We start from the raw sequence: 26,138 nt of genomic DNA, 5'->3' as shown, positions 1-26,138 counted from the left end.
ATTTATTGAAATAATTTTCTCAGTTTTTCTCTAAGCGTTTTTGTCGCTTTCTGCAAATGTGTCTCTACAGTTCTTTCCGAAATGCCTAATTCATTGGCTATCTCCTTGTATTTCATGCTGTCTAAATAGCGCATTTCAAAAATCTTTTTTACCTGCGGAGTGAATTTTTTCACTTCATTATCAATTTTTTCCCGAATTTCCCACTGATAAAAAGTATCGTCAAAATTTTCAAGCTCAATCTCCAGCAATCGTACCCGCGAATAGTTTATGTATTTGTTCTGTACCTTCAGCTTTTCGAGCCTGTTTACACAGCCGTTGTAGACTGAACGATAAAGGTATTTTTCGATGGACTGGACTGGCGGAAGCGTATTCCGTTTTTCCCATATCCGAAGCATTACTTCCTGAACAATTTCTGTGGCTTCGCCTTCTTCGGGGAAAAAGCGAAATGCATACAAACACAGCGGTTCAAAATAAGCCTGGTATATTTTGGTAAATTCGTTTTTATCCATCTTCAGTGTTATTTCTGCAATTACTGTCAGAAATTTTTAGGCAAACGCAAAGTACGGTATTTTATTTTTTTGAAAAGAGGTTTGGTTCAAAAAATCAGATGTAAAAATGCAGCCTGTTTTTTTTCTCTTTTTTCCAGTTCCGTTAAACTATTTTCAGTTTATCATGTCAAAAGGGCTATAATTCATAAAAAAACATTGTAATGAAAAAAATTGGTGTTACTCTGATTCTGGTTATGCTGGTCGTTGTAACTTCCATTGCCCAACCCGGACAAAGAAGTTTTGACCCTGCAGAAATGGCTAAACGCCAGACAGAACAAATAAAAAAAGCTGTTGACCTGAATGAAAAACAGGAAAAGAAAGTATCAGACTTATTTGTTGAGACCGGAGAAAAAATGAAAGCTCTGCGCGACGAAAATCAAGGGGGAGATTTTGAGAAGATGCGTGAGAAAATGAATGAAATAAGAGCTGAGCAGGACAAAAAAATGAAAGAGATTCTGACCGAAGAACAATGGAGTAAGTATCAGAAATTTCAGGAAGAGAGACGGGCTCAACGGCGTGATCGCCGTCCCGGAAACAGAAGATAGTTTTGTTTTTACATTTAGTTTAGTTTGGTTTTCTTGAAAGGGCTTGCACAGGCAGGCCCTTTTATTTTTTGTCGGTTTTCTTTAAACTAAATAGAAAAATTCTGTTTCAGGTGAACCATTTTTATTGCCGTCACAGCCGCTTCGTCGCCTTTGTTACCGTGTATTCCGCCGGCGCGGTCTTTGGCCTGCTGTTCGTCGTTGGTAGTAAGTAGTCCGAAAATAAACGGCTTGTTGTACTTCAAATTCAGGTCAACAGTTCCTTTGGTAACACCGTCGCAAATGTAATCGAAATGGCGGGTTTCACCCTGAATTACACAACCCAGAATAATTACTGCATCCACATTTTCCATTTCAGCAAAGAACTGTGCTCCCAGCGGCAATTCAAAGCTTCCGGGCACATATTTTACCAGAATATTATCGCTGGTAGCTCCATGCTTTTTTAGTGTATATATTGCTCCTTTTGCAAGTGCCGATGTTATTTCGTAATTCCACTCGGCTACTACAATCCCAAACCGCATACTTTCAGCAGAAGGAACCGATTCTATGTTGTATTGAGAAAGATCTTTTGTTGCCATTTTTTTTGAAATAAAAAACCCCTCGCAGGGAGGGGTATATATTATAAATACAAACTGTTTACTATCCCAGTTTAATTTCTACCCGTGCAATGTATTTATCTACATTTTGACCTTCGGTAGAATTTGGATACTTTTCTTTGATTGATTTGTAGAGCGTCAATGCGTCGTTCAATTTTTCCATTGATTCGAGCAACTTGGCGGCTTTCAACATGTAAATAGGTGCTGTAAGCTCGTTGTCGTTTAACGAGTAAGCTTTTTTGTAATGTTTTAAAGCTGCATTTGAATCTCCGAGTTCCAGTTTTGCATCGCCTTTGGCACCTTCTGCAATCGGGGCAAGAAGCATGTCTTTTGTACTAAAACTCTGCAAATAGTCCAGCGCTTCTTCGTACTGTCCTAAATGAAGGTATGAAACTCCTGCGTAGTAGTTTGCAAGATTGGCCGATTTGGTCATTCCATAATCATCAATAATGTCAAGAAACCCGAGGTAATTACCATCACCGTTAATGGCCAGGTTGAAAGAATCTTTTTCAAAATAATTCTCAGCCATAAACATTTGCGATTGTGCTTCTTTTTCACGGGGCTGCAAATAAAATCTGGTAAAACCGAGATATGCAACCGCTACCAAAATAATAGCTCCGACTACGTAAGTTATTGGTTTTTGGTTTTCTTCAATAAAATGCTCTGTTTTAGTCAGTGCACTTTCAAGTTCCTGCAAATTATCAGCTTGCTGGGCTTTCTTGTTTGCCATGTTCTTAGATTTCAAAATTGTGCCGCAAAAATAGCTTTTTTTTACAAATTGCACCGAAAATGAACCTTTAAATTTCGGCTTTAATCAACAGTTGGATGTTATTAACCCATATTTTCATTAATCTGTTCTCTTCCCGCTGTTTTTTGGTTAGTTTTGCATGTTAAAAAGCACTTTTTTTATGTACATCGAAGAGATTTCCATCATAAATTTTAAAAACCTGAAAGATGTTCAGGTGGAATTTTCTCCGCGCCTGAATTGTTTGATTGGCAATAATGGCTCGGGAAAAACAAATCTGATGGATGCTGTTTACTATTTGTCGTTTTGCAAAAGCTTTTTTAATGCGGCAGATCAGTTGAACATCAATCACGATGAAAGCTTTTTTATGCTGAACGGGAATTATCGCCGGGATGATTCTGCCGAGATAATTTCCTGCGGACTTCAGAAAGGACAAAAAAAGCAGTTTAAACGAAACTCTAAAGTGTACAAAAGGTTGATGGAACACATTGGACTGCTGCCGCTGGTAATGATAACTCCATCGGATAACAGCCTTATTTTGGGAGGAAGCGACGAACGCCGGAAGTTTATGGACGGGGTAATTTCTCAATACAATCAAAATTACCTGGATGATTTGCTTAAATACAACCGGGCGCTATTGCAACGGAATAACCTGCTGAAACAATTTGCTTCGGAACATTATTTCGATGCCGAGCTGCTTTCTATCTGGGATGACCAACTGGTTGAATACGGCACGCGCATTCACGATGAACGCAAAAAATTTGTAGAAAAGCTGATTCCCGTTTTTCAGGAGTTCTACTCATTTATTTCGCAGGAGAACGAAAAAGTTGGACTTGTTCATTATTCGGCATTGTACGAAAACAACTTTGCCAATCTGTTGCAGCAATCATTAAAAAAAGACAGGATTGCACAACATACAACAGTTGGCATTCATAAAGATGACCTTGTTTTTAATATTGATGAATATCCCATAAAAAAGCTGGGTTCGCAGGGGCAAAACAAAACTTACCTGGTGTCGCTAAAACTGGCGCAGTATGAGTTTATTAAAGAAATTTCGGGGATGAAACCCATTTTGTTGCTCGATGATATTTTCGATAAACTTGACCGACACCGGGTGGAACAGATAGTAAAAGTTGTGTCTGACGAAAATTTCGGACAAATTTTTATTACCGATACCAACCGCGAACATCTGGATACCATCATAAAAAAAATGAATGCCGATTATCGGATTTTTAATGTGAATTCAGGAATAATAGAACCATTGCCATGAGAAAAAGTAATACCCAATCGATTAGTGCGGTGCTTCGCGAATATGTTAGCGCCATGAAGTTTGACCGGAAACTGAAAGAGGTTGATGTGGTTCAATCGTGGGAAACGTTGCTGGGGAAAACCATTGCAAGTTATACCCGGAATATTTTTCTGTCGAAACAGGTGTTGTATGTGGAAATTAGTTCGTCGGTGGTAAAAAGCGAACTTGTAATGATGCGAGAAGAAATTCGGAGGCGACTGAACGAACATGCAGGGGAGGAGATCGTCAAAAAAATTGTACTCAAATAATCCGTAAACAAACCATTTTTATCCAATAAAAACAAAGCTCCAATCCTTTCGGACCGGAGCTTATTGTTATAGTAAAATGGATTAGAAAATGGTCTATTCTTCTTCCTGCTCGGCTTCGTAAGCTTTAAGCAGTTCGTCCTGAACCTCTGCAGGAACTTTCTCGTAATCGTCAAACGAAATGCTGAATACGCCACGGCCACCGGTAATTGAACTCAGTGAAGTAGAGTATCTGAACATCTCTTTTTGCGGAACTTTGGCACTGATTTTTTCCATTCCTTTTTCCGACCCCATTCCCATAATCATGGCGCGGCGTCCCTGTAAATCACTCATTACATCGCCCATGCGGTCAGACGGGACCCAAACTTCGAGGTTGTAAATTGGTTCCAGAATTTTTGGCCCTGCATTTTTAAACGCTTTGCTGAAAGCATTCCGGCCGGCCAGTTTAAATGAAATTTCGTTGGAATCTACCGGGTGCATTTTCCCGTCGTAAATATACACAACAATATCGCGGGCGTAAGAACCTGTAAGCGGGCCTTCTTCCATTTTTTCCATAATTCCTTTCAGAATTGCCGGAAGGAAGCGGGCATCGATGGAACCACCTACAATACTGTTTACAAAAATCAGTTTACCTCCCCACGGAAGCAGATTTTCCTGCACGTCGCGAACAGATATTTTTTGTTCTTTGTCGCCAAACTTGAACATTGTTTTTGGTGCAGCGCCTTCGGTGTAAGGTTCAATAATCATGTGTACCTCGCCAAACTGGCCGGCGCCACCCGATTGTTTTTTGTGGCGGTAATCTGCCTGTGCGGGTTTTGTAATGGTTTCGCGGTAAGGTATTCTAGGTTGAATATAATTGACATCAATTTTGTACACATTGTCGAAATACCATTTCAATACATTCAGATGGTATTCGCCTTGTCCGTGTACCAACAATTGTTTCAATTCTTTTGAATATTGTATAACGTAAGTTGGATCTTCGTATTTAATTTTATTCAATATTTCACCAACTTTCTCATCGTCTGATTCGTTGGCTGCTTTAATAGCAATTATGTGTTTCGATGCCGGGAACTTAATCGGTTCGTATTTCGTTCCTGCTTCTTTGGTGGTCAGTGTCTGGTTAAATTTTGTCTCTTTCAGTTTTACGGTGCAGCCCAAATCACCGGCAACCAGAGCTTCTACTTTTTCGCGGTTTTTTCCGGCAGAAACAAACACTTGAGAAAGCCGTTCTTTATTGCCTGATTTGGAATTGATAAGATCCATGCCTTCCTGGATTTTACCCGACATAACTTTAAAGTAGGTAATCTCACCCACATGCGGTTCTACGGCTGTTTTAAAAACAAACAAGCTGGGCTCGGCCGACTCATCCATTTTCAATTCTTTTCCTTCAACAATAGGCCTTGCAGGGCGTTCTTTCGGGGTTGGAACGATGTTTACAATAAATTCCATCAGACGGCCAACGCCAATATCTTTTTTCGCACAGGTGCAGAACACCGGGAACAAGTCGCGCTGCAACATTCCCATTTTCATGCCCTGGCGCATTTCATCCTCGGTAAGAGTACCTTTGTCGAAATAGAGCTCCATCAACGATTCTTCGTTTTCTGCCGCCATTTCAACCAGTTCGTTTTGCAATTCGCTTGCTTTGTCTTTTTCTGAATCCGGTATGTCAAGTACTTCTGGTTTACCTCCGTTGGGGCCGTACTTGTACATTTTCATTTTTAAAACATCAATAATAGTGTTAAAACCTGGACCGGCTTCAACGGGGTATTGCACAACTGTAACTTTGTTTCCGAAGGTTGCTTTGCACTGATCCAGAGCAGCATCGAAGTTTGTGTTCTCATGATCGAGCTGGTTGAATACAAACATCATCGGAATCCCGAATTTTTCGGCCTGACGCCCGGCAGCAACCGTTCCCGACTCAATGCCGTTGATGGTGTTTACAGTTAACAGCGAAAGGTCGGTTACGTTCAACGACGAAACCACTCCTCCGCACAAATCATCCATTCCCGGGGTATCGAGAATGTTAATTTTTGCACCGTTACATTCTGTGTATAAAAGTGTGGATAATACTGAGTTGCCATATTCCTGCTCGATAAAACTGTGGTCCGAAACCGTGTTTTTTGCAGTTACTTCACCTCTGCGGGTTACTACTCCACCCTCGAACAGCATGGCCTCTGCGAGGGTGGTTTTTCCACTGCCGGCATTTCCAATTAATGCAATGTTTCGAATTTGATCGGTCTTGTAAACTTTCATGTTATTTTAGTTTTTTGATTCACGTTTGTACCTTTTGAACATTCTGTAAAAAAAGGTCACCAAAATTAGTAATAATTTATTAACGATCAAGTTTATTGTTATTTTTGGGCTTCGAATAATTGGCATGCTGAAGAAAATCATAATTGTTGTTGTACTACTATTTACAGGCATTTTTACGAATGCGCAAACCCTATACGTTTTAAGCGGAAATGTCACTGATATGTCAACCGGAGAGAGTCTGGTTGGAGCTGCTGTGGCTGTTGCCGAAAAAGACGGAATCGGGGCTTTTTCAAATAGTTACGGATTTTATTCGCTTTCGCTGGAAAGTGGAGAATATCGAATTCTCGTGCAATTTACAGGGTACGAAACAATGGTTATTCCGGTAGATTTGAGAAAAAATACAAAGCTGGATATTGAACTGAATAAATCGAATTATGAGATTGGGGGTGTGGTAGTTACCGGACAGCGTGCCGACCGGAACGTTACTTCGGTTGAAATGGGGAAAGTACAACTGGCACCCAAGCAGATTGAAAGTATTCCGGTGATTTTTGGAGAGCCGGATATTTTGAAAACGATTCAGTTGACAGCCGGCGTAAAACCGGCAGGGGAGGGGAATTCAGGTTTTTATGTGCGCGGCGGCGGAATTGACCAGAACCTGATTTTGCTCGATGAAGCCCCTGTTTACAGTGCTTCGCATTTGCTCGGTTTTTTCTCTGTTTTCAATTCAGAAGCGCTGAAAAGTGCCAGCCTGTTAAAGGGTTCTATTCCTGCCGAATTTGGAGGCCGTGCGTCTTCTGTGCTAGATATTCAGATGAATGAAGGGAATATGAAAAGACACGGTGTTTCCGGGAACCTGGGGCTTATTTCTTCAAACCTCACCGTTGAAGGGCCGATTGTAAAAGATAAAAGTTCGTTTATGCTAAGCGGGCGCCGCACTTATGCCGATTTGTTTCTGAACCTTTCCAGCGACGATGATATAAAAAATACCTACCTCTATTTTTACGATCTGAATATGAAGGCCAATTATAAGATAGACGGTAAAAATCGCATTTATCTTTCGGGATATCTGGGGCGCGACGATTTCGGATATAAAAAAGAGTTTGGGTTTGACTGGGGAAGCATTACCGGAACGTTGCGCTGGAACCATATTTTCAGCGAACGGCTATTTGCCAACACTTCGCTTATTTTCAGTAACTATTCATACAACATCAATGTTTTACGAGATCTGGATTTAAAAATTCGGTCTGAAATTCAGGATGTTAATCTGAAGCAGGATTTTTCGTTTTACATGAATGCGGATAATACTCTGAAATTTGGATTTAATATTATCAACCACAGGATTTTACCCGGAGAAGTTAGAGTAAATGAAGGATACACCTATATTTCGCCGGAGAACATTTCAAGAAGAAGAGCTGTTGAATGGGCGGGATACGTTTCCAATTCGTGGCGAACTTCCGACAAAATTAAATTGTATTACGGCCTTCGCCTTGCGTTGTTCAGCAATATTGGCCCGGGAGAGTTTTATGAGTTTGACGATAGCGGCGAATTGATTGAAACCATCCAGATTGGCAAAGGAAAGTCATACAAAACGCAGGGCGGGCTGGAGCCTCGGTTGGGATTTAATTACACGTTTACGAACCGAAGTTCGGTAAAAGCTTCCTACAATCGTATTTATCAGTTTTTACATTTACTAACCAACTCAACCACAACCACGCCCACCGATTTGTGGTTGCCCAGCAGCAACAACGTAAAACCCCAGATTTCAGACCAGTTTTCGGTTGGCTATTTCCAGAACTTTAAGAGCAATGAATTTGAGTCTTCCATAGAATTTTACTATAAAAATCTGCAAAACCAGATTGACTATAAAAACGGCGCTGATTTGATGTTTAATTCCACGGTGGAATCGGAGTTGGTGTTTGGCCGCGGGTGGGCTTACGGCGCCGAGCTGATGTTAAAACGAAACTTTGGCCGGTTGAACGGCTGGTTCAGCTACACATGGTCTAAAACCATGCGGCAATTTGATGAAATCAGCAACGGAAATCCGTTTCCTGCGCGGCACGATCGCACACACGATATTTCGGTGGTGGCCATGTACGACATTACCCGAAAACTGAAACTCTCGGCCACGTGGGTTTTTTATACCGGAAATGCAGTTACTTTTCCCAGTGGCAAATACGAAATCGACGGGAAAACAATCGGTTATTACACCGAGCGAAACGGCTACCGGATGCCCGATTATCACCGCATGGATTTGGGATTGGTTTGGCAGCTTAGGAAAACGACCCGGTTTGAATCGAGCCTGAATTTTTCTGTGTACAACGCGTACGCGCGGGAAAATGCCTATTTTATCGATTTCAGAACAAAAGAGGATAATCCGGATGAAACGGAGGCTGTGCAGGTTTCGCTGTTTCGAGCCATTCCGTCAATAAGTTACAGGTTTAAATTTTAAGAGAGAAATGAACATGTATAACAAATCACCGAAAAAATATCGACCGATTTACTTTATTTCCTTTTTGGCCGGTGTGTGTGTCATGTGCTTATCAGGTTGTGAGAAGGTGATTGACGTTGATTTAAACGATGCAAATCCTCAAATAGTAATCGAAGGCAACCTGTCGTTCGACGATGCTGCGCTGGAAGTTAAAGTGACAAAAACCGGCAGTTACTTTGGGAAAGAGGCTGCAGAAACAGTTGACGATGTATATGTGTTTTTGGAAAATGAGGCGGGAAAAAAAGTGGATGCGTTCCCCCTCGGGCAGGGACTTTACAAAATTGAATTTTACCCGGTCAGAAGAAACGAAGAATATACGTTACACGTTGAAACAGAAACGAAAAACTATGTGGCAAAATCAAAAATTCCGGCACCGGTTGCAATCGATTCGTTAAGCTATTCCTATCAGCAGGAAGTAAAATTTTTTGATGGCGGCTACCGTATTTTGCTTTACTTTTCGGATCCTCCGGACGAAAAGAATTATTACAGGGCGAAGGTTTATAAAAACGGCGAGCTGCAAAATGAAACCAGCGATATAATAGTTTTTGACGACAGTGGCCTCGACGGACGGGTTATTCAGGTAACGCTCCGGGGGCAGGTTTTCGAACACGGCGACACAGCTCGGGTCGAAATGTTTTCGATAGATGAAAACGCCTGGGTTTATTTTTCAACGTTTCGCGAAATGGCCAACACGAATCCCGGATCGCCGGCACCTTCCAATCCCGTTTCCAACTTTTCAAACGGTGCGCTGGGCTACTTTTCTGCCTGGTCGGTTAGCGAAAAGCAGATTATAATAGGGGAGTGACGGAGCTTGTTTTTATGAACGAGAAAAAGACTTTGCCGGCAGTTTTAACGGCTGTGAAATTTTCTTAAAATGTGTTAAGAACAGGTGTTCGTTTTTTTTCCAAAAGTTACATTTTTTAAATTCGTTCCCCCGAAAAAAACAATCACTTTTGAGCAATTAACTATGGATATCATTATTGATGGAAAAACGACAACGTATGGCCGTCAGAATGCGGTCGATAAGTTAAGTTTCGCCGCACACAAGCGGGAATTTTTCTTTCCTCCTTTCCTGTTAAACCTTATTAACACTATTGATGACCTTTTAAGGTTGCTTTTTTATAATTTTATTCGTTCAAAAATTATTAAAAACTAAATATTCAGGCAATTTGTGCTGATAACATTTCAATTGTATAATCAGATGAAAAGCATGAAAATTTTGAAAAACAATCCAACCACAATAAATGAATGTCGTTTTTTTGAATACGAAAAAGCGAAGCGTATTACCAACATTTGGGATCGAGTTTTCGATTTACCCCCTCCTGACATTTCCTGATTTTAACTGGTCTTTTTTCCCTCACCACACACTTGTCAACTAAATTTATTAACGATTAATTTTTAGATGATTCGATGTGCTTTTTATTAGCTAAAAGAAGAAAAATAAAACGACCATGAGAATAATTTTCGCAGAAATGCAAATTATTGAAATCACGGGAGTTTCATCATATACCTTTTAATAACAAACAATTTTAATAACATGAAAAACCTAAAATTTTACCTCAATGTGTTTTTTTGCGTGTTTCTGGTGGCAGCCGCTGCTGTAAAAGCTGACGCAAAAGACAGTCTGGAAGTTTATTCACCCTACACAAAAGTGTCGGTGGCGCCGGGCAGTACTGTAAATTACAAGATTGACATAATCAATCATGGCAACACTACCCGAAACGAAAACATTGTTATTAGCAATGTTCAGCGCTCGTGGAATTCTATGCTAACGGCAAGCGGATTAAATATAAAAAAACTTGCCGTTTTGCCGGGCGAAAAGAAGACTCTTGATTTAAAAGTTGAAGTTCCTTACCAGGTAAAAAAAGGAACTTATACCATTTATGCCAAAGCCGGGGATGATTCTGTCCTTCCGTTAATGATTACCGTTGCGTCAGCCGGGTCAAACGAATCGGAACTAACGTGCGACCAAAAAAATATGGAAGGTACTCCCAAATCGAACTTTTCATTTAAGGCAGTGCTAAAAAACAAAACAGCCAACAAGCAGCAATATGCCTTAATGGCTGCTCCTCCGAGGGGCTGGTCGGTAGCCATCAAGCCAAACTACCAGCAGGCCACTTCTACTGAGGTTGAAGCCAACGGCACAAAAAACATAACCTACGAAATAAAACCGTCGGCAACAGTAAAAGCAGGCACTTATAAAATACCGGTTAAAGCGGTTTCGGGCACAACATCTGCCGAACTGGAACTGGAAGTGGTGATTACCGGAACCTACGAAATGTCGTTCACAACTCCTTCCGGGCTTATTAGCGCACGCATGACCGCAGGCGACGAAAAAGAAGTGGAACTTGTGGTAACAAACACCGGATCTACTCTTCTTGAAAATGTTGAAGTAACCGCTTCCAAACCGCGAAATTGGGAGGCAACGTTTAACCCCGAAAAAATTGAAAAACTACAGCCCGGAAAATCAGTAACAGTAACCGCAACCATAAAGGCCGATAAAAAAGCGATTCCGGGAGATTACGTTACGAAATTTACGGCAAAAAATCCGGAAGTAAATGAAGCACTCTCGTTCAGGGTAATGGTAAAAACGCCTATGATTATGGGCTGGTTGGGTATTCTAATCATTTTTGTTGCACTGGGTGGCGTTGTGTTTCTATTCAAAAAATACGGAAGGAGGTAAGCCGTGGCCGAACCAATTATCCAACTGGTTGATATAACCAAAAAATATGGAGATTTTACGGCGGTTGACCATTTGAACCTGACTGTTAACCGGGGTGAAATTTTTGGTCTGCTTGGTCCCAACGGCGCCGGAAAGTCGACTTCTATTTTGATGATGCTGGGGCTTACCGAGCCAACTTCCGGGGAAGTCAGGGTTTGCGGAATAAATTCAACCACACATCCAATTGAAGTTAAAACCAGAGTAGGGTACCTGCCCGAAGATGTCGGGTTTTATGACGATCGCACAGGGCTAGAAAACCTGGTATACACAGCCCTGCTTAACGGAGCAAACCGCAGTGAAGCCACGCAGTTGGCAACTGAGTTGATGAGCCGCGTTGGGCTGGCCGACCAGATGAGCAAGAAAACCGGCAAATACTCCAAGGGAATGCGCCAACGGCTTGGACTGGCCGATGTTCTGATAAAAAATCCGGAGGTAATTATTTTGGATGAACCAACATCGGGAATTGATCCCAAAGGTGTTCAAAAGCTTCTGGACTTGATTGTAGAACTGAGAAACGAACACCAAATCAGCGTGCTTTTTTCCTCTCATAATCTGCACCAGGTGCAACAGGTTTGCGACCGCGTCGGGATTTTTGTTGAAGGAAAACTAATTGCCGAAGGGAATATTCAGTCGTTATCTCAGCAGCTTTTCACCCACGGAATGTACCTTATTGAATTGGGGCTTGACGAAAAATCGCTGCCCAAAAATACCAATCCTGACGCCCTGTGGCTGAAGCAAATATTGGAGCCGGTAGAAGGGGTACAAAAGGTAACTCGGGCAAATGGTCTTTTTCAGATTGAGTGCGCCGGAGATGTATCGTCCGCTGTTTCGAAGCGGATTATTGAACGCGGGCTAGGCCTGAATTTTCTGAACAGAAAAGAATACGGGCTCGATGCAATTTATAACCGTTATTTTGAAGGAGGAGTTTAAAATGAACAATTCATCAAGTAGCTCAGTTCGCCCTTTTTGGGTGATTGTAAATAAAGAAATTTCAGATACCGTTAGAAGCTGGCGCTTTTTAATTATGCTTGGGTTAATCGTTCTTACCTGCATGGGGTCGCTTTACACAGCACTCGACGATTTTTCGCAGGCCATTAAAGCCAGTGCGCCCGAAGGAACTTTTTTCTTTCTGAAACTGTACACGCACACTGACGGCACGCTGCCTTCTTTTATTGTTTTTATCAGCTTTTTGGGGCCGCTGCTGGGAATTAGCATGGGGTTCGACTCCATTAATTCGGAACAAAATAACGGTACGCTTAGCCGCATTTTGGCACAACCCATTTACCGCGATTTTGTGCTAAATGCCAAGTTTGTTGCAGCATTAATTGTACTCGGCATTTTATTTTTTGCACTGAGTCTGCTGGTTCTTGGTTTTGGCCTGTTGTTTATTGGTATTCCGCCAACTGCCGAAGAATTTTTAAGAATAGTTGTTTTTACCGTTGTCAGCATTATTTATGTGGCATTCTGGCTTAACCTTGCCATTCTGTTTTCTGTGAAATTCAGGCAGGCGGCAACTTCTGCTTTGGCGGGGATTTCAATATGGCTGTTTTTTAGTATTTTCTTTGGAATGATTGTGAACCTGATTGCCAAAGGACTTGCTCCATCAGTTTTTGTAAGCGAAAATCAGGTGGTAGCTTTTCAGCGTTTCATCCAAAATATAATGCGGATAAATCCGGGTCAATTGTTTAACGATGCAACAACGTCGTTGCTGATGCCAACGGTCAGAAGTCTGGGGCCACTAACAACCGAACAGATGAGCGGAGCCATTCCAAGCCCGCTTCCCCTTGGGCAAAGCCTCATGCTGGTGTGGCCGCAAACAACGGCGCTGATTGCCGGCACTATTGTGTTTTTTGCAATTGCATACACCATGTTTATGCGCCGCGAAGTACGTTCGCGTTAACAAATGCGCCAGATAAAATTTGAAAAGGGTATGGATTTTTCCGTGCCCTTTAGTTTTTTATTTGCAAATGGATTTTTCTTTCTCTTATCTAACTGCGAGTCGAGATACTGAACGACTTTGATTTCTTTAACTTTTTCTTTGTTGTTCAATGGAAAAAGCTTCCATTTGTTTAGTCTCTTGTGTACCCGTTTTTATGTTTTAAGCCGATTACTTTCCGATACAAAAATTTTTAAAGATATGCCCTAAAACTTCGTTGTTTGTTATTTCGCCGGTTATTTCACCAAGGTAGTGAAGACACTCGCGAATATCTTGTGAAAGGAAATCTCCTGTTATTCCCGTATCCAATCCGTTTAACACGCGCACAATGGCTTCGTGGGCGTGTTTCAGAATTTCGAAATGCCGGGCGTTGGTCACGATTACATCTTCCTGGCTTGCCGAATCGAGATTAACCGACACGGTCATCAAATCAATCAACTCATTTAGATTTTCTTTTTGCTTGGCCGCAATAAAAACGATTTTTTCGTGGGCAGACAACTGGATGCTCGTCAATTGTTGCTTTGTTTCTTCAAGCCCGGAATCAATTTTATTGGCCACAATAATAAGTTGCTGGTCGGGCGCAAGTCGTTCGCGTATTTTATCGATGCGGCTTTTTACAACCGAGTAAGGATTTTGCGTATCTACAACCAGCAGCACAACGGTGGCAGCATTCAGTTTGTCGTAAGTTCGTTCAATCCCCAGGGTTTCAATTTTATCAACGGTTTCACGCAGCCCGGCAGTATCAAAAAAGCGAAATGCCGTACCGTGAATATTTACTACGTCTTCAATTACATCGCGGGTTGTTCCGTGGATATCAGAAACAATGGCTTTGTCTTCGTTTAGCAGCGCATTTAGAAGGGTAGATTTTCCAACATTGGTCTCGCCGACAATGGCGACCGGAATTCCGTTTTTGATAGCGTTGCCCAGGTGAAACGAATTTTTTAGTTTTCCCAGCAAGTGCTCAACTTTTTCGGCTAGCTTTCTCAATTCGGTGCGGTCAGCAAACTCCACGTCTTCTTCGCTAAAATCGAGCTCCAGTTCAACCATTGCCGTAAAATGAAGCAGTTGTTCGCGAAGCTGGTTAATCTCTTTAGAAAAACCTCCCCGCATCTGTTTCAATGCAAGTCGATGAGCAGCAGCACTCGACGAAGCAATTACATCAGCTACAGCTTCGGCCTGCGACAAGTCCATTTTCCCGTTTAAAAAAGCACGCTGTGTGTATTCTCCCGGACGGGCAAGTCTGGCACCGTTCTCAACCAGGATTTCTAATATTCTTTGTTGAATATACACCGAGCCGTGGCACGAAATTTCAACGATATCTTCTCCTGTAAAAGAGTGGGGCGCACGAAACAGGGCTACTACCACTTCGTCAATTACTTCATTTTTGGAAACAATCTGACCAAAATGTAAAGTATTTGCAGGCTGCTCTTCAATTTTTTTTGTTTGGTTGGGGCTGCGAAAAATTTTGCCTGTAATTGAAATTGCATCATCCCCAGAAAGGCGAATTACAGCAATGGCACCGCTTCCGGGCGAAGTTGATATGGCACAAATGGTTGACTGGTCGAGCATCTCTTTTTATATTTTTGAAAAACAGTTCTTGTTTTTGTATTAATTTATTGAACTTTGCAAAAGTAAAAAATAAGTCGTTTAATAGCTAAATTGTTAACTTCGCCACCCGGTTAAAACTTGAGTCAATAATTTATGAGCATGACACCCGAAAAAACAACTGTAAGCGTTATTGTACCATGTTACAACGACGGCATCTATTTGGAAGAGGCTGTAAAATCGGTACTTGCATCTACTTATCCTAACGTTGAGGCAGTAATTGTTAACGACGGTTCTACCGACAACACCAATGAGATTGGAAAAAAGCTGCAGCAACAATTCAGCAACGTTAAATACATTGAAAAGAAAAATGAAGGATTGCCAAAAGCCCGAAACATGGGGATAGCAGAGGCGAAAGGCGATCTGATTCTTCCGCTGGATGCTGACGATAAAATTTCGAAAGACTACATCAGTGAGGCGGTACACCTGTTTGAGCAAGACCGGAACAACCAGCTGAAACTGGTTTACTGCAATGCCCAATTTTTCGGAAAAAAACAAGGCGAATGGAAACTCAAAGATTTTTCGCTAAAAAAAATAGCAAAGGATAACATGATTTTTTGCAGCGCCGTTTACCGAAAAGAAGATTGGGCGAAAATAGGTGGGTATTCTCCCGAAATGCTTGGTGGTTGGGAAGACTGGGAGTTCTGGATTTCGATGCTGAAAAATGGGGGAGATGTTGTTCGCCTGCCAATTACAGGGTTCTTCTACCGGATAAAAGAGAACTCTATGCGGAAAGGCATGACCAAAAAGCTGAAGAGTGAAAAGATTAATTTTTTGAATAAACGCCATCGCGACTTTTTTCAAAAGCAGTTAAACGGTCCGCTGAGAAAAAGCCGGTCGCTATCGAAACCGGTAAATAACATTGCCAAAATTTTAGGTGCCCGGAAAAGTTTTTTTCTATAATTTTAGGACTGAAAGCTGAATGCTTCAGGCTTGAACTAGGAAACAACTGATTTTTGTACTACAACAACCATTGTGTCTGACGGCAATCAGCAGATGTTTTAAAATTATTCCGATAGAATAAAAACTTTAACTATGCCAATAAAAGATTTAGTTCCGGAGGTGGCAAGCATCATTAAAGATTCGAATTATCTGATGGCTTTTACCGGTGCCGGAGTATCAGTCGAAAGCGGTATTCCTCCGTTTCGGGGTCCAAACGGATTGTGGAACAAGTATGACCCCGAAGTGCTTAACCTGGATTATTTTCTTGAAAATCCGGAAGAGTGCTGGTTTTACATCAGCGAAATATTCTACGATTTTTTTTCCGATGCCCGGCCCAATAAAGCACATCTGGTACTTGCACACCTGGAAAAAGACGGCTTGTTGAAATCGCTGGTAACTCAAAATATAGACAACTTACATCAACAGGCAGGAAGCCTGAATGTGCACGAATTTCATGGTAACTCCAAACGACTGAAATGTTTGAAATGCGGAAAGTTTTTTTATTCAAATGAGTTCGATTTCAATAAAATTCCTCCCCGGTGTGACGATGATGGTGAAATTTTAAAGCCCGACTTCATCTTTTTTGGCGAAGGAATTCCGCGCGATGCATATGAAAACTCTTTTGCTGATGCTGAAAAGGCTGATGTGTGCATTATTGTTGGTTCAACGGGCGAAGTTACTCCGGCCTCGTTTGTGCCGCGAACCGCCAAACAAAACGGAGCGGTAATTATTGAGATTAATCCTGAAGAAACCCTTTTTACAGAGCCGGTTACCGATATCCATCTAAAAGGAACAGCTTCGGACGTATTGGCGAGACTTGAACTGGAATTGCTTTAATTCAAAATTGTTCCATTATATTTGCCACGGAAAAATGTCAGTTATGAAGCGAGCCTTGTGTTATTTTTATACACCGTACAATTTTGTTTCGGCAACTGCCGGAGCGGCGAGTTTCATCAAATACCTTGAATAATTAATAATTTAAAGAAATGAAATTACTTGAAGGAAAGACAGCTATTATTACCGGCGCATCAAGGGGAATTGGAAAAGCCATTGCCCTGAAATTTGCCCAGGAAGGTTGCAATGTAGCTTTTACCGATCTTTTTGAAGACGAAAACATGAAAGCTACCGAAAACGAGCTGAAAGCGCTGGGAGTAAATGCAAAAGGTTATGCGTCAGACGCCAGTAAATTAGACGATACAGAGAGAGTTGTAGCTCAGATTGTAGACGATTTTGGCAGAATTGACGTACTGGTAAACAACGCCGGAATTACAAAAGATACATTGTTGATGCGAATGACCGAAGATCAGTGGGATGCAGTAATAAATGTTAACCTGAAATCGGTTTTCAACTTTACCAAAGCTGCCCAAAAAACCATGCTGAAACAACGCTCTGGCTCTATTATAAATATGAGTTCGGTAGTGGGTGTAAGCGGAAATGCCGGTCAGGCCAACTACTCGGCGTCAAAAGCCGGAATTATTGGTTTTACCAAGTCTGTAGCACGCGAACTGGGTTCACGCGGAATTCGGTCGAATGCCATCGCACCCGGATTTATTATTACTGAAATGACCGCAAAAATACCCGAAGATGCACGTAAGGCATGGGAAGCTTCAATTCCGTTAAAACGTGGAGGAACACCGGAAGAAGTTGCAGGTGTTGCAACATTCCTGGCATCTGACCTTTCTTCGTATGTCAGTGGGCAGGTAATTCAGGTTTGTGGCGCAATGAATACTTGATTTTAAAAGATATTCTTCAAAAAAAACAGGAGGTGAAATCTGCAAAGTTTCACCTCTTTCGCTTTTAAAAATTATACGAGCTGTGAAAATGCACGAAAAAAAATAAAAGTGCATGTTTTATAACGCTGTCGGAAACAAGAAATTTAAATCGTGTGAAATACCGGGGACTATTTATCGGATTAACAACCATCGACATTCAATATTTTGTCGAGCAGTTTCCTGAACCAAACAAAAAAGTTAAAACAAAATCGCCTGATATTTTAGTGGGCGGTCCGGCGGCTAATGCTGCTGTTGCATTTGCTCACTTAAACAACGGGGCGTTTTTTGCTTCGGCATTTGGCAATAATTCTTTCGATGCTTTTGTTCGAGAGGATTTTGAAGAAACCCGGGTTCAGTTTACGGATTTAATTGGGATGCAGAAAAAAAATCCGGTGCTGGCATCGGTAATTACTTCGGGGCAAAACGGCGATCGAAATATTTTCACTCACTCTCCCGATGCCATTTCCCCTGAATTATCTCCTTAAACACTGTTCGAAAAAGTTCGGCCCGAAATTTTATTGCTCGATGGATTTTATCCTGAATTTTCGCTGGGATGCGCACAATTTGCCCGCAGTTTAAAAATACCTGTGGTACTTGACTGTGGCAGTTGGAAACCTCAATACGAAACCTTACTGGAGAATGCCGACGTGGTTATTGCATCTGAAGATTTCTATCCGCCGGGTTGCAAAAATTCAGCCGATGTTTTTTCATTTTTCAGCAGCAAGGGAATTTAATTTTCTGCCATTTCCAGGGGCAGCCAAAATATGTTTTTTAATCAATGCGGCAGCCGCGGAGAGCTTCCCGTAAAAAAAGTAAGTGCGGTTGATTCACTGGGTGCAGGGGATTTTTTGCACGGTGCATTCTGTTACTATTATCTTGAGGCGAAATTAGATTTTGAAAAAGCTTTGAAACAAGCCATGCAACTGGCAACTTTCACCTGTCAGTTTAAGGGAACGCGGAGCTGGTTAAATTTTACAAAATAACTTTTATTTCGAAATTATTCCTTAAATTGTAGTTTATAAAAATAGGAGAGGGGAATGTCCAATAAATCTATTGCCTATCGTTTAACCTTATTCATTTCTCTGGCGGTAATAACTGTTTTCATAACATTTATTATTGCTAATTATTTGTTTAATCAAAAGCTAATTCGCGAAAATAACGTGAACCGGGCTATTGTTATGAGCATGGAGGTTAGTGCTTTAGTTAACAGCAAAGTATTTACAACCGCAGAAGTTACCGAGAATATTGCTGAACAGTTTATTTATTATGGTACAAAAGGCGACGAGCAGGTGTTGCTTTCCGGGATTGTTGAAAAATATCCGTTCATTAAAGCCATTCACGTTCATATTGATTCTGCAGTTCCACTTCAGTATAAAAATTTTTATGCCATACGTGGCGAAGATGGTGACATAAACGTTGGACAAGGAAACCGGATGATATCCTGCTGTGATAAAGAGAGGGAAATATACGACGAAATTAAAGACTTAACTGCTTCAGACTGGACAGATCCTTTTCTGTGCCCCAAAAAAGGAACTGTTGTTGCGGCTAATTATGCCCCGATTTTTTATCATGGTGAAGACGGAAAAAAGATATTTGCCGGTCAGGTAGTTATAGAGCTTTCTCTAACAGAGCTGAATGATGCTATTAATACAATGAAAAATCGGGAAAAAGGGTATGCATTTTTAATTACCCGGGATGGCGATTACATTACTCACCCAAACGACAGTAATATTTTAAAACGAAATTTGTATTCCCTTCCGTCCAGAATGTATGATAACGGGAAATTAAATCCAAAGGACATTTTGCAGGAAGGAAAATCGGGCTGGGCTACTATTTATCCTGATATTCTTGATTTTCAGAAGAGTTGGGTATACTATACTCCGATTAACGAAAACAGATGGTTTTTAATTTTTGTGATGCCCTATCGTGCACTTTTTGCACCGCTTTACTGGATTACTGCTCGCATGCTGACTTTTGCTCTTCTCGGAATTATTCTGACCTATTTGATTATTAAATACATTACCAAAAGTCTGGTAAATCCGCTAACCGATGTAACCTCTAAACTGACGGCTTTAAGCGGAGTTGGTAGCAACGGTGACAACACGTTAAATGAGGTAAAACAGGTGTCTGATACGCTGGAATACCTGAATGAGTGGTTTGACCATTACCGGATAGCAAGTGAACAGGAGGAGGTGAAAAGTCTGCGCAGGAAGCAGGCATTGCAACAGGCATCTGAAATTCAGCAAAGTCTCATAAAATTGAATTATCCTGCTTTCCCGAACAGAAAGGACATTGACCTTTTTGTGGCATACAAACCTGCACGGATAGTTAGCGGCGATTTATTCGATTATTTTCTGATTGATAACGAGAACCTTGTTTTTACCATTGGCGATGTTTCCGGGAAAGGTGTTCCTGCCGCTATTTTTATGAGTGTAGCACAAACAATTATCAGAAATAAGGCAAATGCGCTAAAAAAGGCAAAAGAGATTGTAGCAGAAGTGAACGTTGAACTGAGTACCAGCAACAGGCACCAGTATTTCCTAACGCTTTTTCTGGGAGTATTAAACCTGCGTACGGGGGGTTTAAATTGCTGTAATGCTGCCCACGATTTTCCGTTTATTCTCAAATCCGATGGAAATATTGAAGAGTTGCGCGAAGCTCACGGATTGCCGCTGGGGCTTTATCCTGACAGAGGATATAAAGAATCAATCGTTAAAATTGAAAAAGGAGATACCATTGTACTTTATACCGATGGGGTAACAGAACAGTTGGACAGCCAGAAAAATCAATATGGAGAAGTTCGGTTAAAAGAGAATTTGAGAAAAATGGCAAAAAATTCTTTAACGCCGTTTGAAATGGTGAAAAAAATAGAAGATGATTTGGATGTGTTTCGGGGGAATTCTCCTCAAACCGATGATGTTTGTCTATACACACTTAGGTATAATCCATAAAAAAAGCCCGGAAAACCGGGCTTCTATTTTGTTTTTAAGCAAGAATGCATCAATTATTGCTTAGCTCTTTTTTATTTGAAAGTATCCGCATCAGCAGTTTTTCATTCTTTTTATCAAATCCTACTGAAATGGTGTCACCCTCGGTAATGGAGGCTTTGATAATTATTTCGGCCATCTCATCTTCCAGATATTTTTGAATTGCTCTTTTTAACGGACGTGCTCCAAACTGCGGATCATATCCTTTCTCAGCAAGAAAATCTTTGGCAGCCGGAGATATTTTCAGCTTATAATTCAGCGCTTCAACACGGTTGTATAAATCCTTAATTTCGATGTCAATAATTTGATGGATATCTTTCTTATCCAACTGGTTAAACATCACTACATCGTCGATTCTGTTAAGGAATTCCGGTGCGAATGCTTTTTTTAGAGCTTTCTGAATTACATACTTCGCATGCTCATTGTCTGCTTCTGCTGTTTTGTTTATGGCAAATCCAACACCTCGTCCAAAATCCTTCAGTTGCCTTGTTCCAATGTTGGATGTCATAATAATTATTGTGTTTTTAAAGTCGACACTACGGCCCAAGCTGTCAGTCAACCGGCCTTCATCCAACAACTGAAGCAAAATATGGAATACATCAGGGTGCGCTTTTTCCATTTCATCGAGCAACACAACAGAGTAGGGTTTCCGTCTCACTTTTTCGGTAAGTTGTCCTCCTTCTTCATATCCCACATATCCGGGAGGCGCTCCAACCAAACGTGAAACAGAAAATTTTTCCATGTATTCACTCATGTCAATCCGGATTAGCGAATCAAGACTGTCGAAAAGATAGGTAGCCAGAACTTTTGCAAGCTGTGTTTTTCCAACACCGGTAGGCCCCAAAAATATGAACGACCCAATTGGCCGGTTCGGATCTTTCAGTCCTGCTCGGTTACGCTGGATTGCTTTCACTATTTTCTGGATAGCTTCTTCCTGCCCGATAACTTTCGATTTCAGGTCTTTTCCCATGTTCATCAAGCGTTTCCCTTCAGCCTGGGCAATCCGCTGAACCGGCACGCCCGACATCATGGCCACAACTTCGGCAACTTTTTCTTCATCAACTGTTTCCCTGTGATTTACCAGCTCTTTTTCCCAGGCTTCTTTTTCTTTTTCGAGTTGTTGCAGCAGATTTTTTTCTTTATCCCTGAAGTTGGCCGCCAGCTCAAAATTCTGACTTTTTACCGCTGAAATTTTTTCTTCTTTAGTCTGTTCAATTTTTTCTTCCAGCTTTACAATTTTATCAGGAACATTAATATTTGAAATATGCACCCTCGAACCGGCTTCATCCAAAGCATCAATTGCTTTGTCCGGCAGGTACCTGTCAGAAATATATCGTGCAGTTAATTTTACGCACGCATCAATTGCTTCGGGCGTATACATAACATTGTGATGATCTTCGTAACGGCTTTTTATGTTGTTCAGAATTTCAATGGTTTCGTCAACCGATGTTGGCTCAACCATTACTTTCTGAAACCTACGTTCCAGTGCACCGTCTTTTTCAATGTGCTGCCGGTATTCGTCGAGTGTGGTAGCACCAATACACTGAATGTCTCCACGCGCCAGTGCAGGTTTTAACATGTTTGCAGCGTCAAGAGAACCAGTTGCTCCGCCGGCTCCAACAATGGTGTGGATTTCATCTATAAACAGAATGACATTATTCACCTTGGTCAGTTCGTTCAGAATGGCTTTCATCCGTTCTTCAAACTGTCCGCGGTATTTCGTTCCTGCAACAATTGAAGCAATGTCGAGGCTTACCACACGCTTGTCAAACAAAATGCGCGACACTTTTTTTCCGATAATACGCAATGCCAGACCTTCTGCAATAGCAGATTTTCCTACGCCGGGCTCACCAATTAAAATCGGGTTATTCTTTTTTCTACGGCTCAGAATCTGAGCAAGCCGTTCAATTTCTTTTTCACGACCAACAATGGGGTCAAGGCTGTTTTCCTCGGCCAACTTGGTAATATCAATTCCAAAATTATCGAGTACCGGAGTGTCTGATTTTGGCACTGAACTTTTTTTAGCACCCTGTGAACCACCGGGGCCTTTTGAAAACGAACCGGCGGGTTCATCATCTTCGCTATCGGGAAAATCAGACTTGGCTTCAGTACTTCTGAAATCTTTTAACTGAGATTTTACGATATAATAATTTACACCAAATTCTACTAAAAGCTGTGTTACAACGTTGTCGTTATCCTTTAAAATTGCAAGTAATAAATGGCCACTGTTAGCGGTTGGGCTTTTAAACCAGCGGGCTTCGAGGTAAACAAGTTTCAGCGTTTTTTCAGTCGATTTCAGCATCATCAAATCTGCCTTTTCATCAACAGGCTTGTCGGTTCTAACCTTCTTTTCTATAAGATGTTTTATGTCGGCCAGATTTACACCCAGGTTTTCGAGTATATCGGTTGCAATGCCTTCGCCGTCCCTCAAAATACCAAGAAACAAGTGCTCCTGCCCGATGTAATCGTTGCCAAGCCTAATTGCTTCTTCTCTACTGTAACCTATGATATCTTTTATTCTTGGAGAAAACTGAGAATTCATATTCATTTTAAAATTTTACCTATTTAAACAAAAACTATTCCTAATAGTTTGAATCACTAAATTACTTAAAATACCGGTGCAAAATTAATAAACACGGGGGAAGTTTTTAAGGAATAATCCTTTTACCTGAATTATTGACAGTTAATTTGTTGATATCTTCTGGCTCTGCCTTTTATAAATCAAACGGCAATATGTCCTTTTGACAGCTGAATTTTACTATTTTTGTGGGTCTTTTTAAAAGGCTAAAAATTATTTACAAAAGAAGATAGAAATAATGAGTGAAGGAGAAAGAATAATTCGGGTTAACATCGAAGAGCAGATGAAATCTGCATACATTGATTATTCGATGTCAGTCATTGTTGCACGTGCATTGCCCGATGTACGAGACGGTTTTAAACCGGTCCATCGCCGGGTGCTTTACGGAATGTATGATTTGGGCATTTTGTCTAACCGCCCATACAAGAAATCAGCAAGAATTGTTGGTGAAGTTTTGGGGAAATACCACCCTCACGGAGACTCTTCTGTATATTTTACAATGGTTAGGATGGCGCAGCACTGGTCGTTGCGTTACCCGCTAATTGACGGACAGGGAAACTTTGGCTCTGTTGACGGTGACGGCCCGGCTGCCATGCGTTATACCGAAGCCAGAATGGCCAAAATTGCTGAGGAAACTCTGGCCGACCTGGATAAAAATACCGTCGATTTCCAACCCAACTTCGATGAGTCATTATCGGAACCAACAGTGCTTCCAACACGAATTCCGCAGTTACTGGTAAACGGTACTTCCGGAATTGCAGTGGGGATGGCCACAAACATGGCTCCGCACAACCTTTCTGACAGTATTGATGCCATTATTGCATACATTGATAATAATGAAATCGAAATTTCAGAATTGATTGATATTATTAAAGCCCCCGATTTTCCAACCGGAGGTATTATTTACGGTTACCAAGGAGTAAAAGAAGCATACGAAACCGGACGTGGACGGATTGTTTTGCGCGGAAAAGCCCACATCGAAAATGAAGGAAACCGTGAAAAAATAATTGTTACCGAAATTCCATACATGGTTAACCGTGCTGAAATGATTCAGAAAACGGCAGACCTGGTAAACGATAAGAAAATTGAAGGTATTTCCAACGTAAACGACGAATCGGGCAGAGATGGAATGCGCGTGGTTTACGATATTAAAAGGGATGCCATGAGCAATGTTGTGTTAAATAAACTGTATAAATACACCGCTTTGCAAACGACCTTCAATGTAAACAATATTGCGTTGGTAAACGGACGGCCACGGATGCTTAACCTGAAAGACATTATCAGGCATTTTGTTGACCACCGCCACGATGTGGTAACACGTCGTACCCAATACGAATTGGAACAGGCTGAAAAGAGAGCTCATATTCTGGCAGGATTAATTATTGCAAGCGATAATATTGATGAAGTAATTGCAATTATCAGGGGATCATCTACTCCCGACGAAGCCAGGGAAAAATTGATAAATCGTTTCGAGCTTACTGAAATACAGGCAAGGGCAATTGTAGATATGCGTTTGCGTCAGTTAACCGGACTGGAACAGGACAAGCTGCATAAGGAATACGAAGAAATTATGGAGCGAATCGAATACTATAAAGAAATACTGGCTGACTTGTCGCTTCGTATGGGAATTATTAAAGATGAACTTTATGAAATAAAAGCCAAATATGGCGATGAAAGGCGTACCGAAATAGTCCCCAATGCCGAAGAATTTAATCCGGAAGACTTTTACGCAGATGAAGATATGGCAATTACCATTTCGCATTTGGGATACATTAAAAGAACTCCGCTGAGTGAATTCCGGACACAAGGAAGGGGAGGAGTTGGCTCCAAAGGCGGAACTACCCGCGACGAAGACTTTTTGGAACACATTTTTGTTGCTTCAATGCACAATACGTTGTTGCTTTTCACAGAAAAAGGAAGATGTTACTGGTTGAAAGTTTATCAGATTCCTGAAGGTTCACGGGCTTCAAAAGGTCGTGCAATACAAAATATTTTGAATATCGATTCAGAAGATAAAGTACTTGCATTTATTAAGGTAAAAACGCTTTCCGACGAAGAATTCATCAATAACAATTACATTCTTTTTGCAACAAAAAAAGGAATGATTAAGAAAACTTCGCTCGAAGCATATTCAAGACCTCGCCAAAATGGGGTGAATGCAATTACTATCAGAGAAGACGATCAACTGCTTGAAGCAAGGTTAACCAATGGTGAAAGTCAGATTATGATGGCAGTAAAATCAGGCAAGGCCATTCGGTTTGACGAATCGAAAGTACGCCCAATGGGACGGACAGCAGCAGGTGTTAGGGGAGTATCCCTGGCCAACGAAAAGGATGAAGTAATTGGAATGGTTTGCCTGCAAAATGGCAGTGAAGATATTCTGGTTATTTCAGAAAACGGATACGGAAAACGCTCAAAACTGGAAGATTACCGTATTACAAACCGTGGAGGAAAGGGTGTTAAAACATTGAATATCACCGAAAAAACCGGACAGTTAATTTCCATAAAAGGGGTATCGGACAAAAACGATTTAATGATAATTACCCAACACGGATTAACCATCAGACTTGCTGTAAGCTCAATTTCACTTTTAGGCAGGGCAACACAGGGAGTTAGGGTAATTAACCTGAAAGAAGAAGACAGTATTGCATCTGTAGCGCGTGTTGCTCCTGAAGAAGTAGAAGACGAAGTTGTGGAAGATGCAACCGAGTTGGACACAAATACAGAAGCTGAAAATAATTTTTCGGATGAAGGTGAAAAGACTGATAACGAAGAAAAAGACTTAGAACAAGAATAAATAGTTGAATATTTTGGCGAGATATTTGAATAAACTATAAATCGTAATATTTTTGTAACTTAATAAGTATAAA

22 protein-coding genes are annotated in these 26,138 nt (G+C 41.1%); 16 read left to right on the top strand and 6 right to left on the bottom strand.

All coding sequences use genetic code 11. The annotated features are described in order from the left end of the window. Positions 1–2 precede the first annotated feature (2 nt). Complete coding sequence (locus tag BUB08_RS01040) at positions 3–509, bottom strand: RNA polymerase sigma-70 factor (protein WP_072998136.1); 507 nt, start codon at positions 507–509, stop codon at positions 3–5. Between the two features lie 200 nt (positions 510–709). On the opposite strand from BUB08_RS01040, the gene BUB08_RS01035 reads away from it, so the two are divergent. Then, on the top strand, positions 710–1,093 hold the full coding sequence (locus tag BUB08_RS01035; RefSeq protein ID WP_072998134.1) for a hypothetical protein: 384 nt from the start codon (positions 710–712) through the stop codon (positions 1,091–1,093). Positions 1,094–1,179: 86 nt separating this feature from the next. On the opposite strand, the gene ribH is transcribed toward BUB08_RS01035, so the two are convergent. Together ribH and BUB08_RS01025 are read right to left on the bottom strand one after the other, a co-directional pair. Next, positions 1,180–1,668: a 6,7-dimethyl-8-ribityllumazine synthase gene (gene ribH / locus BUB08_RS01030; protein WP_072998132.1), complete on the bottom strand. Its 489-nt coding sequence runs from the start codon at positions 1,666–1,668 to the stop codon at positions 1,180–1,182. A gap of 61 nt (positions 1,669–1,729) precedes the next feature. Next, complete coding sequence (locus BUB08_RS01025; RefSeq protein ID WP_072998845.1) at positions 1,730–2,416, bottom strand: tetratricopeptide repeat protein; 687 nt, start codon at positions 2,414–2,416, stop codon at positions 1,730–1,732. A gap of 178 nt (positions 2,417–2,594) precedes the next feature. Here BUB08_RS01025 and recF point away from each other — a divergent pair, with 178 nt between their 5' ends. Next, positions 2,595–3,701 carry a DNA replication/repair protein RecF gene (recF, locus tag BUB08_RS01020; protein WP_072998843.1) on the top strand — a complete coding sequence of 369 codons (1,107 nt, stop codon included), beginning with the start codon at positions 2,595–2,597 and terminating at the stop codon, positions 3,699–3,701. Further along, positions 3,698–3,988: a DciA family protein gene (locus tag BUB08_RS01015; RefSeq protein ID WP_072998130.1), complete on the top strand. Its 291-nt coding sequence runs from the start codon at positions 3,698–3,700 to the stop codon at positions 3,986–3,988. The genes recF and BUB08_RS01015 overlap by 4 nt, the downstream gene beginning before the upstream one ends. Before the next feature lie 93 nt (positions 3,989–4,081). Here the strand turns inward: BUB08_RS01015 and BUB08_RS01010 are convergent, their stop codons facing one another. Further along, entirely contained in the window at positions 4,082–6,238 is a 2,157-nt protein-coding gene (locus tag BUB08_RS01010; RefSeq protein ID WP_072998127.1) for an elongation factor G, read from the bottom strand. A gap of 124 nt (positions 6,239–6,362) precedes the next feature. Between BUB08_RS01010 and BUB08_RS01005 the strand changes: the two genes are divergently transcribed. The 5 genes from BUB08_RS01005 (at position 6,363) to BUB08_RS00980 (ending at position 13,348) form a co-directional block, all read left to right on the top strand. Further along, positions 6,363–8,687, top strand: a complete 2,325-nt coding sequence (locus BUB08_RS01005) for a TonB-dependent receptor (protein WP_072998125.1) — start codon at positions 6,363–6,365, stop codon at positions 8,685–8,687. A gap of 7 nt (positions 8,688–8,694) precedes the next feature. After that, a complete protein-coding gene (locus BUB08_RS01000) occupies positions 8,695–9,531 on the top strand; it encodes a DUF4249 domain-containing protein (RefSeq protein WP_083570506.1) in 837 nt (278 codons plus the stop codon). Between the two features lie 732 nt (positions 9,532–10,263). Next, positions 10,264–11,409, top strand: coding sequence for a COG1470 family protein (locus BUB08_RS00990; protein ID WP_072998119.1), 1,146 nt, complete (start codon positions 10,264–10,266; stop codon positions 11,407–11,409). A 3-nt stretch (positions 11,410–11,412) separates the two neighbouring features. Further along, positions 11,413–12,378 (top strand): ABC transporter ATP-binding protein, encoded by a 966-nt coding sequence (locus BUB08_RS00985; protein ID WP_072998117.1) that lies wholly within the window; start codon positions 11,413–11,415, stop codon positions 12,376–12,378. A 1-nt stretch (position 12,379) separates the two neighbouring features. Beyond that, the gene (locus tag BUB08_RS00980; protein ID WP_072998841.1) at positions 12,380–13,348 is read left to right on the top strand and encodes an ABC transporter permease; all 969 of its coding nucleotides are present in this window, start codon (positions 12,380–12,382) and stop codon (positions 13,346–13,348) included. A gap of 207 nt (positions 13,349–13,555) precedes the next feature. On the opposite strand, the gene mnmE is transcribed toward BUB08_RS00980, so the two are convergent. Beyond that, a complete protein-coding gene (gene mnmE / locus BUB08_RS00975; RefSeq protein WP_072998116.1) occupies positions 13,556–14,953 on the bottom strand; it encodes a tRNA uridine-5-carboxymethylaminomethyl(34) synthesis GTPase MnmE in 1,398 nt (465 codons plus the stop codon). A gap of 138 nt (positions 14,954–15,091) precedes the next feature. On the opposite strand from mnmE, the gene BUB08_RS00970 reads away from it, so the two are divergent. From BUB08_RS00970 to BUB08_RS00940, 7 genes are all read left to right on the top strand, one after another. Beyond that, on the top strand, positions 15,092–15,892 hold the full coding sequence (locus tag BUB08_RS00970; RefSeq protein WP_217651524.1) for a glycosyltransferase family 2 protein: 801 nt from the start codon (positions 15,092–15,094) through the stop codon (positions 15,890–15,892). 132 nt (positions 15,893–16,024) lie between these two features. Further along, positions 16,025–16,768 carry an NAD-dependent deacylase gene (locus BUB08_RS00965; RefSeq protein WP_175549909.1) on the top strand — a complete coding sequence of 248 codons (744 nt, stop codon included), beginning with the start codon at positions 16,025–16,027 and terminating at the stop codon, positions 16,766–16,768. Positions 16,769–16,917: 149 nt separating this feature from the next. Continuing rightward, complete coding sequence (gene fabG / locus BUB08_RS00960) at positions 16,918–17,664, top strand: 3-oxoacyl-[acyl-carrier-protein] reductase (protein WP_072998114.1); 747 nt, start codon at positions 16,918–16,920, stop codon at positions 17,662–17,664. A gap of 152 nt (positions 17,665–17,816) precedes the next feature. After that, positions 17,817–18,188, top strand: a complete 372-nt coding sequence (locus BUB08_RS00955) for a PfkB family carbohydrate kinase (RefSeq protein WP_072998113.1) — start codon at positions 17,817–17,819, stop codon at positions 18,186–18,188. Between the two features lie 33 nt (positions 18,189–18,221). Next, on the top strand, positions 18,222–18,437 hold the full coding sequence (locus BUB08_RS00950) for a hypothetical protein (RefSeq protein ID WP_072998112.1): 216 nt from the start codon (positions 18,222–18,224) through the stop codon (positions 18,435–18,437). Positions 18,438–18,446: 9 nt separating this feature from the next. Further along, a complete protein-coding gene (locus BUB08_RS20735) occupies positions 18,447–18,686 on the top strand; it encodes a PfkB family carbohydrate kinase (RefSeq protein ID WP_394332725.1) in 240 nt (79 codons plus the stop codon). A gap of 54 nt (positions 18,687–18,740) precedes the next feature. After that, the gene (locus BUB08_RS00940; protein WP_072998110.1) at positions 18,741–20,654 is read left to right on the top strand and encodes a SpoIIE family protein phosphatase; all 1,914 of its coding nucleotides are present in this window, start codon (positions 18,741–18,743) and stop codon (positions 20,652–20,654) included. A gap of 49 nt (positions 20,655–20,703) precedes the next feature. On the opposite strand, the gene BUB08_RS00935 is transcribed toward BUB08_RS00940, so the two are convergent. Next, entirely contained in the window at positions 20,704–23,232 is a 2,529-nt protein-coding gene (locus BUB08_RS00935; RefSeq protein ID WP_072998837.1) for an ATP-dependent Clp protease ATP-binding subunit, read from the bottom strand. A 274-nt stretch (positions 23,233–23,506) separates the two neighbouring features. Here BUB08_RS00935 and gyrA point away from each other — a divergent pair, with 274 nt between their 5' ends. Further along, on the top strand, positions 23,507–26,065 hold the full coding sequence (gyrA, locus tag BUB08_RS00930) for a DNA gyrase subunit A (protein ID WP_072998109.1): 2,559 nt from the start codon (positions 23,507–23,509) through the stop codon (positions 26,063–26,065). Positions 26,066–26,138: the final 73 nt, after the last annotated feature.

The organism is Mariniphaga anaerophila (genome assembly GCF_900129025.1).
GTDB lineage: Bacteria > Bacteroidota > Bacteroidia > Bacteroidales > Prolixibacteraceae > Mariniphaga > Mariniphaga anaerophila.
This window is presented reverse-complemented; position numbering and strand designations above follow the sequence as displayed.

What these genes read in the sequence shown, in the direction of transcription:
- BUB08_RS01040 (WP_072998136.1), bottom strand. Translation starts at nt 509, where the DNA reads ATGGATAAAAACGAATTTACCAAAATATACCAGGCTTATTTTGAACCG.
- BUB08_RS01035 (WP_072998134.1), top strand. Translation starts at nt 710, where the DNA reads ATGAAAAAAATTGGTGTTACTCTGATTCTGGTTATGCTGGTCGTTGTA.
- ribH (WP_072998132.1), bottom strand. Translation starts at nt 1,668, where the DNA reads ATGGCAACAAAAGATCTTTCTCAATACAACATAGAATCGGTTCCTTCT.
- BUB08_RS01025 (WP_072998845.1), bottom strand. Translation starts at nt 2,416, where the DNA reads ATGGCAAACAAGAAAGCCCAGCAAGCTGATAATTTGCAGGAACTTGAA.
- recF (WP_072998843.1), top strand. Translation starts at nt 2,595, where the DNA reads ATGTACATCGAAGAGATTTCCATCATAAATTTTAAAAACCTGAAAGAT.
- BUB08_RS01015 (WP_072998130.1), top strand. Translation starts at nt 3,698, where the DNA reads ATGAGAAAAAGTAATACCCAATCGATTAGTGCGGTGCTTCGCGAATAT.
- BUB08_RS01010 (WP_072998127.1), bottom strand. Translation starts at nt 6,238, where the DNA reads ATGAAAGTTTACAAGACCGATCAAATTCGAAACATTGCATTAATTGGA.
- BUB08_RS01005 (WP_072998125.1), top strand. Translation starts at nt 6,363, where the DNA reads ATGCTGAAGAAAATCATAATTGTTGTTGTACTACTATTTACAGGCATT.
- BUB08_RS01000 (WP_083570506.1), top strand. Translation starts at nt 8,695, where the DNA reads ATGAACATGTATAACAAATCACCGAAAAAATATCGACCGATTTACTTT.
- BUB08_RS00990 (WP_072998119.1), top strand. Translation starts at nt 10,264, where the DNA reads ATGAAAAACCTAAAATTTTACCTCAATGTGTTTTTTTGCGTGTTTCTG.
- BUB08_RS00980 (WP_072998841.1), top strand. Translation starts at nt 12,380, where the DNA reads ATGAACAATTCATCAAGTAGCTCAGTTCGCCCTTTTTGGGTGATTGTA.
- mnmE (WP_072998116.1), bottom strand. Translation starts at nt 14,953, where the DNA reads ATGCTCGACCAGTCAACCATTTGTGCCATATCAACTTCGCCCGGAAGC.
- BUB08_RS00970 (WP_217651524.1), top strand. Translation starts at nt 15,092, where the DNA reads ATGACACCCGAAAAAACAACTGTAAGCGTTATTGTACCATGTTACAAC.
- BUB08_RS00965 (WP_175549909.1), top strand. Translation starts at nt 16,025, where the DNA reads ATGCCAATAAAAGATTTAGTTCCGGAGGTGGCAAGCATCATTAAAGAT.
- fabG (WP_072998114.1), top strand. Translation starts at nt 16,918, where the DNA reads ATGAAATTACTTGAAGGAAAGACAGCTATTATTACCGGCGCATCAAGG.
- BUB08_RS00940 (WP_072998110.1), top strand. Translation starts at nt 18,741, where the DNA reads ATGTCCAATAAATCTATTGCCTATCGTTTAACCTTATTCATTTCTCTG.
- BUB08_RS00935 (WP_072998837.1), bottom strand. Translation starts at nt 23,232, where the DNA reads ATGAATTCTCAGTTTTCTCCAAGAATAAAAGATATCATAGGTTACAGT.
- gyrA (WP_072998109.1), top strand. Translation starts at nt 23,507, where the DNA reads ATGAGTGAAGGAGAAAGAATAATTCGGGTTAACATCGAAGAGCAGATG.